Raw genomic sequence first — 13,782 nt, forward strand, 5'->3', positions numbered from 1 at the left:
TAAAAGTCACTTCTTTTTGTTAATACTAGTAATTATTTCAATAGCCTTACTATGATAATCTATGTTTTCAGTAGATTTATTTCCAGAATAAAGCTCTCTCTCACAAGAATCTATTATAGACTTTATCTCTTTTATTTTTTCTTCTTCTACTTTTCCCTTTAATTCTAAATAAATATTATTAGAGTTTGTATTTAATTTCTTTTTAATCTCTTTTTCTATATAAGAAATAACACTTTTACAATACTCTTCCCTATTTCCTTCATTATAATTTGAAATCATAATACTAATACCAGACTCTTTATTATTATTATTTGAAGGAGATAAAGCTAATGTTTTAATCTTCTTAGAAAATACTATAATAAAAGAAAATATTATTAAAATAAGTATATAAATATAAACAATATTAATGTTTAATAAATTAAAAGGTTTTTCATTTTTAATATAAGTATCTTTAATATTAATAATATCAGGCTGATTATTATTATCAATAAAAGAAGAAGAGGCAATATTGCCACCCATCATATTAAAGGATATATTTTCTGAATAAACATTACTATAACTTTTAGCATCAGGAGAAAAATAACAAAAAGCTATATTTGACAGGCTAAACTCTCCGCTATTAGTTGCAACCATCACATATTGTTTTGTCTTTTTAGCCATCATTTTATCATCTTCAAACCAATTAGTTTCATAAGTTTTAGGCTGATAAACAGAAAAATATTTATTAATATTTGTATCAATACTAGGCATATTTATAATAGAAGTATTTCCCTCTCCAAAAACTTCCAAACTAACAACTACCTCTTCACCTATTTTTAAATTAGTTTTATTAGCCTTAACTGTAAAATCAAACTCTCCAACACCGCCAGAAAAGTTTTTGTACCCTGTATTATCAGGAAGAGGAAGCACCTTTATATTATATTCTTCTTCTCCATAAAGCACCCTATCAAAAAACATATTATTCTTTTCAAAAACAAACTCTGTAGTGATAATGTTTTTATTTCCATCTTTTAAAGCGTATAACACCTCTTTTTTTAATGGTATAACACTCACCCTCTTTCCGTTAATTATCTCTGTAAAAGAATTGTACTCAGAAGAATCTGTATAAGAAATAAAATCTGTTCTATCAGCTATTTTAGATATACCAACCACATTAACAGGAACATGAGTATATGCTCTTTGTATAATATATATAGGCTCATACAAATATACTTCTGTTTTGTTTATAGTGTTTTCAACATGTATATCTTCAGAGTAATTCATAAATCTGTCAAAAGAATCAGAATCAGGAGCATCGCTTTCTCTTTCTCTAACAGGCTCATCTACAACTTCTAAAGTAAGAGGATTTGCCTTGTAAGTTGTATTATCTATCTTCACAGTAATATTATCTATATTATATATACCAACCCTATTTGCCACATAAGTATAACTATATGTTTGAATGGATTTAAAAGTTCCCCCGCTTAATGTCATATTTCTTGTCTGCGAAGTTCCTCTTAATAATAAGCCGTCTATATTGGGTATAGTAACTTTTCCTTTTGTATTATTAATAGTTACAGATAAACTAAAAACTTCACCAATACCTATTTTTTCATCAGAGAGTTTAGCTGTAATTGTAGTTTGAGAAAATAAGGCAGAAACATTTAATAAAAATAATACAGCAATTATTGCTTTACCAGTCTTTATCAATTCTTCCTCCGCCATAATATTGATCATCATTTTCTTTATCTTTTCTATATTGTCTTAATGAATCTAAGAGCCTATCAATATCAGTTTGAGTGTTTTTCTCTTCATCATCTCCGTTATCATTGCCATTATTATTGTTTTGATTATCTTGGTTATTGTTTTGGTTATCATTATTTTGATTGTTATTATCTTGATTATCATTGTTCTGATTATCTTGATTATTCTGATTGTTGTCTTGGTTATTTTGATTATTGCCATTATTATTTTGATTGTTGTTATTATCTTGATTGTCTTGGGTATTTTGATTGGAATTAGCATCATCTTGATTATCATTATTATTGTTCTGAGTACTTTCGCCGCTATTTTTTTTCTGCTCTTCTAGTTTCTTTTTTGCATATTCTAAAGCACTTTTTGCATTATTATCATCAGGCTTATTTACCAAAGCTTCTATTAACTCTTCTATAGCACCCGCATAATCTTCCATTTCTATTTTGCTTATGCCTGCATTATAATAAGTTGAGTTTTTCATATCTTTAGAAGTTTTTTCTGTAAAGTTTTTTTTAGCCATATCAAAGGCCTGAATTGCAGAGTCCATCTCACCCATAGAAGATAAAGTAGTACCCATATTATAATAAATCTCTGGAGATGTAGGCAGCTTACTTAAAGCCTTCTCATACAAGCTTATAGCATTATCATAATCGCCTTTTCTTAACAACCTGTTAGCCCTATCAACATCAATCTTCGCTGTAAACTCATTTAAAGACAAAGCATAGGAGCTTGAAAATAATATTAAAAATAGTAACAATACTTTTACTCTAAACAACACAAATCACCTATCTTATTATTATTTAATATCTTTAATGATACTACTTTTATTATTTTTGTAAAGAACTCTTTTTTGAGTTAATATATTTAATATGCTAGCAATTATAATTAAAATAGTTGAAGCAAATAAAAATATTTGAAATCTATCTTTATAGCTTCTATTATTTTTTATTGTAGAGACACTATCCATATTATTTTTTATGTCATTAAATATATTTTTTAAATATACATTATCAGCAATATAAGATTTGCCGCCTGTAGAGTCTGCTATTAATTTTAATGTTTTATCATCTCTTTTTGATATAACAGTTTTTTCAGAATAACCAATATCACTGCTTATGCTAGCACCAAGTTCAGAACCTACCCCCACAGTATAAACACTAATATCATTGTCTTTTAATTCTTTTAATATATTATCAAAATACCCCGCATGGTCTTCACCATCTGTTATAAGTATGATAGATTTTTTTCCCGGTATATTAACATTAAAAGTATTTTTGGCAGTAACCAAAGCATCAGCAATTCTAGTGCCCTGCAAAGTTACAGATTTAATGTTTAACTCATTTAATATATAAGAAAAAGTTTCCATATCCTGAGTAAAAGGCGAAGCAACAAAACTAGTTCCCGCAAACCCTACTAAAGCTACAGAAAGATTATCCGTGTTTTTTACAAAATCTTCTATCTCCAATTTAGCCCTTTCTAATCTTGAAGGCCATACATCATCAGCCTCCATAGAACGCGATAAATCTAATAATATAGTTATCATATAATTATTAGTTCTTATCTTTTGTTCTATTATACCCCATTTAGGCTGCATAAGTGCAAATATTGATAATGATAAAGCAAGTATTAAAAATGAAGCAGAAAATATTCTTAGTTTGGATATCCTTTTATAATTTTTATCGTTTTTAAAATTTGTGTTTTTAGTAAATACCGATAATACTTTATTTACTTTAAAACGAGAAGTAACTAAAAAAAATATTAGTACAGGCACAATTATAAAAAGAAATACAAACTTAAAATCTTCTATAAACATAATGTATAAATAATATACTAATTTATTATTTAATCAATAAGAAAATCAATTATCTCTGCTGTATACAATATCTCCGTCAATGATAGTTTTTAATACTTTAATATCTTTTATTTCTTTTTTATCTACTTCAAAAATATCTCTATCCAAAACAATAAAATCAGCTAATTTATCTTCTTTTATGCTTCCTTTAAGTTTATCTTCAGAAGACAAATAAGCACTTCCCATAGTATATAAATAAACTGCCTCTTTAACAGTAAGTTTCTCTTCAGGCATCCAACCGCCCTCTGGCCAACCATTTAAATCCTCTCTATTAACAGCACAATGAATACCTTCCATTATGTTAATTCCTCCGGCAGAACCAGCTGTACCAAAACCTATATGAATACCCATATCCATAGCAGTTTTATAAGCATAGCTTGTTTCAGCACTCTCCTTACCAACACGCTCTTCAGCTATATGCATATCATAATTTAAAAATATAGGATGATAATATATACAAACATTTAACTCTTTTATTCTCTCTAATAATTTTTTATCTGTTATCTGACAATTTATCAAACCATTTCTTCTATATTTAAAATCTTTAGTATCTTTAATTTTCTCTATTGAGTTTAATGCCATCTCTATAGCACCATCTCCTGTGGCTTGTATGATAACAGAATAATCTAGACTATTAGCATATTTTACTAACTCATCAAGCTCTTCTTGTTTGTATTGGCTCACACCCCTAACACCTTGGGCATCATTATAATCTTCTCTAAGTAAAGCAGTTCTAGAACCTATACCGCCGTCTATAACAAGTTTTATACGGGCAACTTTAAATCTATTATCGTTAATATATTGATAATAGTAGTATTGCCTAAAATCATCTATATCTTCTTTGTTAATAAACTCTGCCTGCTCGCATACTCTTATCTTTAATTTCTTTTCTCTATGAAGCTTTTGATAAGCATCTATTACTTTTTTATAATCAAAATCAGGAAGTCCTCTTAAATCATCAGCCTGCACAGATGTAATACCCATCCTAAAAAACTCTTCCTGTGTGTCTAATATTATCTCTTTTAATTTATCCATCTCAATAGATTTTATTTTTGATAATATTAAACTCATAGATTTTGAAGCTATAAGACCATTCTCAAAATCTATAGTGTCAGATTTCATACTCTCTGTAATACCGCAAACTTCAAGAGCCTTACTATTTGCTACTATCATCTCTCCGCAGCATCTTCTAAAAGCAACAGGATATTCACTAGATATTTCATCTAAGTCATGTTTATTAAGCATTCTCTTCTCTTCAAAATAATCCTGATTCCATCCTCTTCCTACAACCCAATTATCATATTTTTCAGCCTTTTTAGCAATTTCAATAACTTCTTTTATAGATTTACAATTACTCAAATCCAACATAGTATCAAAGCGAGCATAAACTACAAAATTAACATTACTGTCATTAAATCCCGGTATAACCGTCTTACCTTCTAAATCTATTATTTCAGATGCATCTTTATATTTTTTTAATACCTCTTCGTTGCTTCCTGCAAAAACTATAACACCATTATCAACAGCAACAGCTTCATAAATACTGTCATTTTTATCCATAGAATATATTTTAGCATTTTTAAAAATTTTCATTACTTAAAATCATCCATAAACTTATAAAACTTATAACTCTATTTTTTATATATTTATTATTCTAACATAGCCTTTATACTGTCAATCTCTTCATTGATTAAAAGCCATTCATTTTCTTTTTCTTCTATTAATTTCTTAACCTCTAATAATCTCTTACTCTTATCATCATTATAGTCCTTCTCAAAGAACTTTAATATATCAATCTCCTCTTTTTTATAATCCTCTATTTCTTTCTCATATTTTTTTAACATAGATTCAGCCTTAGAAAGTCTATTTCTAATCTTTTTTCTTTCCTCATAATTGCTATTATTTTTTTCTATTGTATTTATCTCTTTAGTGTTATTAGCCTCTTGATATTCTAATTCTCTCTCCTCTTCCTCCAAAGCCTCCAAACGAACCTTATAAACATAAGCTTCATAATCACCATTATAAAGAGAGAGTTTTTTGTCTTTAACTTCTATTATGGTATCAGCAAGAAGACTTGCAAAAGTTCTATCATGCGAAGTAAAAAATATAGTACCGCCATAATCACGCAGAGAATTAGCAAGTGCCTCAACTGTTTCAAAATCTAAATGGTTAGTAGGCTCGTCTAATATAAGCACATCGGCACATTGTGTAATAGCACAAAGTAAAGATAATCTTGCCATCTCGCCTCCGCTTAACACCTTTACATCTTTATTAACATCTTCACCAGAAAATAAAAAACTTCCTAAAAGTGTTAAAAGCTCTTGAGTTAAAAGCCCCTGTTTGGCGTTTTTTTTCAAATAAGAAAGCACATTATCATTAGCTGTAATGTTTTTATAAGTATCCTCTCCAAAATAGGCAAGCTTTATGCCATAAGAATAATTATAACTTCCAGATACAGGTTTAAGCCTTCCTGCTATAGTTCTTAAAAAAGTTGTTTTGCCTTCTCCATTTTCTCCAAGCACAGCAACTCTGCTTCCTCTAGGTATCTCCATTCTCCTGCTTGTTACCACCACCTTTTCACCATAGCCCACAGATAAATCATCAGATATAATGGCAAAACCTTTTTTAGATTCAACTTCAGGTAATCTTATTCTCACACTTTTTGCTGGATGATTAATCTCTATAGTTTTTAATTTCTCTATTTGTTTTATACGAGATTGCACAGCCTTTGCTTTTGATGCCTTATATCTAAATCTCTCGACAAATCTCTCTAAATGTGCCTTTCTCTCTTCTACATTTTTATTATATTTTTTTATTGTATATTCTTTCTCTTCTTTATATTCAAAATAATCTTCTATATTGCCAGGAAAATAAGTAAGTTTACCCTTTTCTATTTCAACAGTTTTCTCGCAAGTGGTCTTCAAAAACTCTCTATCGTGCGAAACTATTAAAAAACCGCCATTATAATCCATTAAAAAGTTTTCTAAATCTATTAATGTATTTAAATCCAAAAAGTTTGAAGGTTCATCAAGTATTAAAAAATTAGGCTCTTCAAGCATCATCTCAGCAAGCTTCACTCTCATTCTATAACCACTAGATAAACTTCCAATATTATAATTTACTTTTATATGGTCAATTCCAAATCTACTAGCTATCTTAGAACATTTCCAAGATTCCTTACCGCTAACCATTACAAGATAATCTATAGCCTTTTCGCTCTCATCAAAATCCCCCTGCTGACGAAGATATCCAATTCTCACATCATCTGAAAATATTATTTCTCCATCATCTGCCTCTTCAAGCCCCATAAGAATTTTTAAAAGCGTAGTCTTGCCTGCTCCATTTCTGCCTATCATGCCTATTTTAGATTTCTCCTCTATAAGCAAATTTACATTATCAAGCAAAACTCTGTCTATAAATCTCTTTGATATATTAACTATATTTATGATACTCTTAGCCATTTCTCTATTTAATTAAATACTTTATTTTTAATTCATTTTATTAGTAATTTAGTAAACAATTTTATAATAGTTTTTAAAATTATTCAATAACATAAAAATCATATTTAATCATATTATAAATTTAATCATATTTTAATAAAAATAAAAAATAAAAATAATTATATAATATCCGATAAAATATTTATGTTTAGAGTTAATATTTTATTAAAAGGCCGAGTTCAAGGCGTAGGTTTTAGATACTATGTTAAACAGACAGCAGATGCTATGAACATAGTAGGAAAAGTTTGGAACAATTATGATGGTTCTGTAGAAATAGAAGCATATATAAAAACAAAAAATGAAATAGAAGATTTTGTTGCAAAAATGAAAAAAGGCTCTCCTATGTCTAGTGTAAAAGAATCTAATGTTGTAGTATTAGCTTGCGATCCTCCTGTAGAAGAACATTTTGAAATAGATAATTGAATTATATAATTAGGCGGTGTTATGAAAAAATTGTTTCTTATATCTCTTTTTGCATCATTATTTTATAATTTTTCTTTTGCTTTAAATTATGTAGATTATAAAGTAGAAAATGGAGATACATTATACGGCATCGCTTTTGCTCATGATATGACTGCAAGTGAGTTTTTAAAACTAAATAAAATAAAAGATCCAGATTCATATAAATTAAAAGTTGGAGAAACTCTAAAGGTAAAAGAGAAAGGATATGATTTAGTATATGATGTTAAGGCTAAATCGTACGGACTTAAGCCAGAGAAAAAAAAGTCTTATACAGATTACAAAGTAAAAGATGGGGATACTATACTTGGAATAGCTTTTTCTCATGGTATGAGTGCTAGTGAGTTTTGTACTATAAACAATATAGATGATTTCAATAAATATCAACTAAAGAAAGGTGAAATATTAAAAGTTGCAAATATTTCAAATACAGAAGAAGAAAAAATAAATCGTAATGTAGAAAATATAAAAAAAGAAATAGAGCAAAATAAATATGTAGATTATCAAGTAAAAGATGGAGATACTATTCTTGGCATAGCATTTTCGCATGGAATGAGTGCCAGCGAGTTTTGTGCTATAAACAATATAAAAGATTTTAATAAGTATCAATTAAAAAAGGGCGAAATATTAAAAGTTGCCAATGCATCAAATATATCAAGAGAAGAAAATTTAAATAATAATAATAATAATAATACAGAAGAAAAAACAGAAATAAAAGAGCAAATAGAAAATAACTATACAGAATACAAAGTAAAAAATGGAGACACCCTTTACGGCATTGCATTCTCTCATGGTATGAGTGCTAATGAGTTTTTGAAGCTTAATAAAATAGACGATGCAAATAAATATAATCTTAAAATTGGAGAAACTCTAAAAGTAAAAGATAATAATAATTCTAATATAGAAAGAGTAGAAAATAAAGATGTTGAAGAAATAGAAGAAAATAGAAATATATCAAAAGATAACAATAACTATATAGATTATAAAGTAAGAAATGGGGATACTCTCTACGGTATTGCTTTTGAAAATGATATGTCTGTTAGTGAGTTTTTAAAACTAAATAATATATCAAACCCTCTAACATACAAACTTAAAGTAGGTGAAATATTAAAAATTAATTCAAAAATACAAAATAAAGTAGATGCTTCAAGAACAACTAAAATATACAAAGTAAAAAGAGGAGATACTCTTGGTGCTATAGCTATGAATAATTCTATGTCTTTAGACGAATTATTAAAATTAAACTCATTTAAAAAAGATTATGTATTAAAAATTGGCGACAACATAAAAGTATATGATAAGATATCTGTAAAACTTGATAGCAACTCTATAGAAAAAGCTGACTACATAAAAATAGAAAGTTATAAAGTTAAAAGCGGTGACACTTTAAGTGAAATAGCAGTTGCTAAAAAAATGGATTTAGTAGAGCTTTATTCATTAAATGGATTAGATAATAATTATGTATTAAAAGTAGGCGATGTATTAAAAGTACATGGTGAAAGAGAAAAAATCAATAAAATTGTTATTTCTAATTACAAAGTAAAAAAAGGAGATACTTTATACTCTATAGCAAAAAATAATAAAATGGAATTAAAAAAATTATTAGAGATAAACAATATAAAAGATGCTAATAAATATTCCTTACAGATTGGAGCTAATTTAAAAATAGAAACCATAAAAAGCGAATATGCAGATGAAACTATACCAGATTCTTCATTTCAATGGCCTTATAGGGGTATAATAGTTGTTAGATATGGAGTTGACACATATAAACTTGCAAATAGAGGTATAAATATATTAGGAGATATTGGAGATAAAGTGTTAGCTGCAGATTATGGTATTGTAGAATATGCTAATGATATTAGAGGATTTGGTAAAGTAGTTATAATAAAGCATAAAAATGGTTTTACAACTTCTTATGCTCATCTATCTAAAATAGCTGTAAAATTGGGTGATATAGTAAATAAAGGCGATTATATAGGCAATATAGGTGATACTGGCTTGGTTGATAAGAGTGAATTGTATTTCAAGATATCATACAGAGGAAGAGCTTTAGACCCTGTGAAACTACTTCCTAAAGACTAATGATTAAATTAAATATAGTATTTGTTTAATATTATTATAAATACGACTATAAAAAATACATATATTTATAAACTATTTAAATCTACTTTTTCATTCATATAGCTTAATTTTTTTATAAGCTTTATATTTGAATTAATAAAAATTCTTTCTATATTATCATAATCCAAACTAGGCACAGATATATGTATTTTGCTTATTATGTTTGGAAGTTCATTTTCATTTTCTTTCCAACCTATAATTTTGAATCTCATAATTTTTATGCCAAATTTATCTATTTCATTTTCAATATCAATTTTATTATTGTATTCTATTAAATATATAATAGAATGATTTTTATGAGCCAAAAAATAAGGCACTCTATAAATTGATGTACTTAAAAATATACAAAAACAACCAATAGCAGAAAGTATCCATTCTCCAGAACCTATAACTATACCCAAACAAGCAGTAACCCACACAATAGCAGCAGTAGTTATTCCATGCAATTTACCTCTGTTTTGTATAATCATACCGGCACCTAAAAAACCAATACCCGAAACAATCTGTGCTGTAATTCTGCTGTAATCAGGCATAGAATATAATAATTTGCTTCCTATCTCCATCAATTGACTATTTTGAATTAGTATAGTTTTTGCAAATATTTCTTCATAGCAAGATAATATAGCGGCCCCCATACATACGATACTTGTAGTTCTGCTTCCTATAGGCTTTTTATGCTGAGCCCTCTCCCACCCTATTAAAGCACCAACCACATAAGCTACTAATATTCTTGTTGTTATTTCTAATATATTATAGTTTTCTGCAATCGTTTTTACCATATTTTTAGTATTTCCTGTTTTACTATTTATTACTGCTTCTTTTCAATGTAAGAGTCAAATAATTCTATCACATCTTTTCGTTTTTTTCTTGCTGCTAGTCTGTATGCAGTATTGTCATAATTATTTCTATCTGTAGGATTTGCTCCTGCTTTTAATAGCTCTTCTATAATGTTAATATCTGTACCAAATGTTTTGTAAATTGTTTTATTATACTCTTCTACCTTTTTCTCATATTGATACATTACAGAACGTATTAAAACACTGTTTCCATTTCTATCTCTAGCCTGAACATCTGCACCTAATTCTATTAATTTTTTTATATTGTTTAAATTGGCATCTTCTCTCTCTATTGAATACATTAAAACACTTTTCCCGCTATTAGTTTCATAAGAGTTTACATCAGCTCCTAGTTCTATTAAATTAAATACCATATTAGTATTATTGTTTTTTGCATTATAAATTAAAGCATCATTTAAATTAGTGGCTTCTGCTTCTATTAACCTTTTTGTGATGTCTAAATCTTTGGATGCTGATAAAGGCGACTTTCTTATAGCACCCTCATAATTCCTATATACAAATAAAAAAGTTTCAGTATTAACATTAGCTCCCATTTCTATTAAATAATTTATAGTGTTAATATCTCCGCCTTCACAAGCACTCACTAATGCACTATTAATGTCTTTTGCCCCCATATTGATAAGTTCTTGAACAATATCCAATTTTCCGCCAAAAGCAGCATAACTAATAGCAATATTATAATTACTAGCCCCAGCATTATTTAACTCTTTAGCTATATCCCAATAGCCTTCCATACATGAAATATAAAAAGCCATATCAATATCTTTAGCTCCAAAATTAAGAAGCTCCATCACAATATCAATATTGCCATTCTTTGCAGCATACATTAAAGGTGTCATATTATATTTAGAATCAAATATATCTAAATTATACCCATCTCTTATTATATTTTTTATTTCTTCTATGTTGTTATCATTTATACTTTTCATTAAGTCATTGCTGCTTTGTGAAAATAAAATTGAAACATTAATTAAAATAAATACAATTACTTTTTTCATAATACACTTATCCATTATATACTGTTATAATTATCGGAAAATAGACATAATATTAAAAAATATTTTTAATAATCACTTATAAAAATATCTTGTAATATGTATTATATATTTTATAATAAAAAAATGATTAATATTATTTATGAAGATGAATATTTTTTGATAATTAATAAAGAAGCCGGCATAGAAGTAGATGATTCAATAATAAATATAATAAAAAAAGATTATCAAAATATAAAAGAACTTTTTTTGGTTCATAGATTAGATAAATATACTTCTGGAATACTCATACTTGCTAAAGATAATAATACAAAAACATATTTTGAAGATGCATTCAAAAATAGAAAAATTAATAAAGTGTATCATTCAATAGTTGAAGGAATACCCAAAAATATAAAAGGAACTATAAATATACAAATAGCAAAAGACATAAATAATTCAAATAAAAGAATGGCTGTAAAAAAAGGCGGTGAGCAAGCTATAACACATTATAAAGTATTAAAGAAGTTTAAATCGCATTCTCTATTAGAACTTAAACCAATCACAGGAAGAACTCATCAAATAAGAGTGCATCTATCTTATTTAGGAAATCCTATAATAGGTGATAAAATATATTCTAAAAATGCAAAACTTTATAATATAAAAAGCTTTGCACTAATAGCTAAAGAAATACATTTTATACACCCCATAACTAAAAAAAATATAGATATAGAAATAAAATACAATAAAGAATTTTTAAATAGCTTAAAAATTTTATCTAGTAAATAATTAATGTCTTATTTTTGCTATAAATATATTTTCTATATCTTCAATAGTTTTTATAGAATTAAGTATATTATTAATAGTAGTCTTTCTTAATACAAACATCATATTATTATCTTTGTTTAAAGTCTTATCTACATTAATTGCACTATTATTAAAAGCATTGATAAAAGAATCTATTTTGTTTTTTAAAGATTTAAATCTCACATAAAAATCTTCTTCTTTATCTCTAAAATCTTTTATTATTAAATCATTATTATAATTAGTAAATCCTAAAATAGGAGAGAAAAGTTCATTGCTAATAGCTTTGTTTTTGGCAATAGATATAATATCTGAAACTATAGCACTGCTAGTATTAATTCCGCCAGCACCTACTCCATAAAAGACATTATCCCCAGCAATATCACTAGTAATTTTAATAGCATTAAAACTATAACTTGTTCTAGCTAAAAAATTCCTATCTTTTATAAAGCTAGGTATAACATAAACATATAAATTATTATCTTTATCTATACTTGCATCAGCAACAAGTTTTACAGTATATCCCAACCCCATAGCAAATATAATATCATCTAATAAAATATTTCTTATTCCTCTAACATAAATATCTTTCATATTAATGATATTACAAAAAGCCATAGATGCTAAAATACATATTTTATGTGCTGTATCTATACCATCTATATCAAATGTAGGGTCAGCCTCAGCATATCCTCTATCTTGTGCCTCTTTAAGAACAACATTAAAATCTATCTTTTGTTTAGTCATATTAGTAAGTATATAATTACAAGTACCATTTAATATACCATTAATAGATTCTATATTATCAGCAGTTAAACTCTCTTTCATAACTCTTATTATAGGAATAGCACCAGCAACAGAAGCTTCAAACTCAATATCTGTTTTCCTGTCTTTTATTAACTCTTCAAGACTATTAGCCAATAATGCTTTATTTGCAGTAACAATAGGTTTATTAGATTTTATTATTAACTCTTTTGCTGTGGTCATTCCGCCAAGAACTTCTACTATAATGTCTATTTCATTATCATTTAATATATCATTTAAATCTTCCGTTTTTATTTCTACATTATCAAGATATTCATCATGTTTTTCTTTTATATTTCTGCTGAATACTGTTTTTACTATTAATTTAAATCCGCTTCTTCTCTCTATATTCTTATTATTCGTTATAATAGTTTTTAAAGTAGCACTTCCAACATTGCCATATCCTGCAATTGCAATTTTTATTTCTTTACTTTCATTCATATCAATCTCACTTTTAAATATAATAGAAATTTATTTGTTAACCTTTAAGTATATAAGACTATATAAAAAAAATCAAGTTACTATATATAGTTTTTGTTTAGGAGTGTGAGATATTGGACATTTTTTAGTATAAAAAAAGCAGTATCCTTGTTATAATATTTTGAACATAAAACAAATAAAAAGGATGCTACTATGAAAAGAGATTATAGCACAGAATTTAAATTATTTATAGT

Annotated in this window: 11 protein-coding genes; 3 read left to right on the top strand and 8 right to left on the bottom strand. The window is 27.0% G+C overall.

Annotation, left to right across the window (positions count from 1 at the left end):
* Positions 1-6 precede the first annotated feature (6 nt).
* From EPJ72_RS03295 to EPJ72_RS03315, 5 genes are read right to left on the bottom strand one after another with little or no spacing between them, the layout of a single operon-like run.
* A complete protein-coding gene (locus EPJ72_RS03295; RefSeq protein WP_147730836.1) occupies positions 7-1,689 on the bottom strand; it encodes a BatD family protein in 1,683 nt (560 codons plus the stop codon).
* A complete protein-coding gene (locus EPJ72_RS03300) occupies positions 1,673-2,512 on the bottom strand; it encodes a tetratricopeptide repeat protein (RefSeq protein ID WP_147730825.1) in 840 nt (279 codons plus the stop codon). Before EPJ72_RS03300 ends, EPJ72_RS03295 begins: the two co-directional genes overlap by 17 nt.
* An 18-nt stretch (positions 2,513-2,530) precedes the next feature.
* Positions 2,531-3,547, bottom strand: coding sequence for a vWA domain-containing protein (locus EPJ72_RS03305; RefSeq protein ID WP_147730826.1), 1,017 nt, complete (start codon positions 3,545-3,547; stop codon positions 2,531-2,533).
* 45 nt (positions 3,548-3,592) lie between these two features.
* Positions 3,593-5,179 (bottom strand): amidohydrolase, encoded by a 1,587-nt coding sequence (locus EPJ72_RS03310; protein ID WP_147730827.1) that lies wholly within the window; start codon positions 5,177-5,179, stop codon positions 3,593-3,595.
* A gap of 56 nt (positions 5,180-5,235) precedes the next feature.
* Positions 5,236-7,047, bottom strand: coding sequence for an ABC-F family ATP-binding cassette domain-containing protein (locus tag EPJ72_RS03315; protein ID WP_147730828.1), 1,812 nt, complete (start codon positions 7,045-7,047; stop codon positions 5,236-5,238).
* A gap of 183 nt (positions 7,048-7,230) precedes the next feature.
* Here EPJ72_RS03315 and EPJ72_RS03320 point away from each other — a divergent pair, with 183 nt between their 5' ends.
* Positions 7,231-7,509, top strand: a complete 279-nt coding sequence (locus EPJ72_RS03320; RefSeq protein ID WP_147730829.1) for an acylphosphatase — start codon at positions 7,231-7,233, stop codon at positions 7,507-7,509.
* Between the two features lie 21 nt (positions 7,510-7,530).
* The gene (locus tag EPJ72_RS03325) at positions 7,531-9,630 is read left to right on the top strand and encodes a LysM peptidoglycan-binding domain-containing protein (RefSeq protein ID WP_147730830.1); all 2,100 of its coding nucleotides are present in this window, start codon (positions 7,531-7,533) and stop codon (positions 9,628-9,630) included.
* Between the two features lie 65 nt (positions 9,631-9,695).
* On the opposite strand, the gene EPJ72_RS03330 is transcribed toward EPJ72_RS03325, so the two are convergent.
* Both EPJ72_RS03330 and EPJ72_RS03335 read right to left on the bottom strand, forming a co-directional pair.
* Complete coding sequence (locus EPJ72_RS03330) at positions 9,696-10,448, bottom strand: MgtC/SapB family protein (protein WP_147730831.1); 753 nt, start codon at positions 10,446-10,448, stop codon at positions 9,696-9,698.
* A gap of 29 nt (positions 10,449-10,477) precedes the next feature.
* Positions 10,478-11,524 carry an ankyrin repeat domain-containing protein gene (locus EPJ72_RS03335; RefSeq protein WP_147730832.1) on the bottom strand — a complete coding sequence of 349 codons (1,047 nt, stop codon included), beginning with the start codon at positions 11,522-11,524 and terminating at the stop codon, positions 10,478-10,480.
* 96 nt (positions 11,525-11,620) lie between these two features.
* On the opposite strand from EPJ72_RS03335, the gene EPJ72_RS03340 reads away from it, so the two are divergent.
* Entirely contained in the window at positions 11,621-12,289 is a 669-nt protein-coding gene (locus tag EPJ72_RS03340; protein WP_147730833.1) for an RluA family pseudouridine synthase, read from the top strand.
* Here the strand turns inward: EPJ72_RS03340 and EPJ72_RS03345 are convergent, their stop codons facing one another.
* The gene (locus tag EPJ72_RS03345; RefSeq protein ID WP_147730834.1) at positions 12,290-13,549 is read right to left on the bottom strand and encodes a homoserine dehydrogenase; all 1,260 of its coding nucleotides are present in this window, start codon (positions 13,547-13,549) and stop codon (positions 12,290-12,292) included.
* Positions 13,550-13,782: the final 233 nt, after the last annotated feature.

Source organism: Brachyspira pilosicoli, assembly GCF_008016535.1.
GTDB lineage: Bacteria > Spirochaetota > Brachyspiria > Brachyspirales > Brachyspiraceae > Brachyspira > Brachyspira pilosicoli_A.

Bases quoted from the DNA above. Each gene is read 5' to 3' on its own strand.
- EPJ72_RS03305 (WP_147730826.1), bottom strand. From the start codon at position 3,547: ATGTTTATAGAAGATTTTAAGTTTGTATTTCTTTTTATAATTGTGCCT.
- EPJ72_RS03310 (WP_147730827.1), bottom strand. From the start codon at position 5,179: ATGAAAATTTTTAAAAATGCTAAAATATATTCTATGGATAAAAATGAC.
- EPJ72_RS03315 (WP_147730828.1), bottom strand. From the start codon at position 7,047: ATGGCTAAGAGTATCATAAATATAGTTAATATATCAAAGAGATTTATA.
- EPJ72_RS03320 (WP_147730829.1), top strand. From the start codon at position 7,231: ATGTTTAGAGTTAATATTTTATTAAAAGGCCGAGTTCAAGGCGTAGGT.
- EPJ72_RS03325 (WP_147730830.1), top strand. From the start codon at position 7,531: ATGAAAAAATTGTTTCTTATATCTCTTTTTGCATCATTATTTTATAAT.
- EPJ72_RS03330 (WP_147730831.1), bottom strand. From the start codon at position 10,448: ATGGTAAAAACGATTGCAGAAAACTATAATATATTAGAAATAACAACA.
- EPJ72_RS03335 (WP_147730832.1), bottom strand. From the start codon at position 11,524: ATGAAAAAAGTAATTGTATTTATTTTAATTAATGTTTCAATTTTATTT.
- EPJ72_RS03340 (WP_147730833.1), top strand. From the start codon at position 11,621: ATGTATTATATATTTTATAATAAAAAAATGATTAATATTATTTATGAA.
- EPJ72_RS03345 (WP_147730834.1), bottom strand. From the start codon at position 13,549: ATGAATGAAAGTAAAGAAATAAAAATTGCAATTGCAGGATATGGCAAT.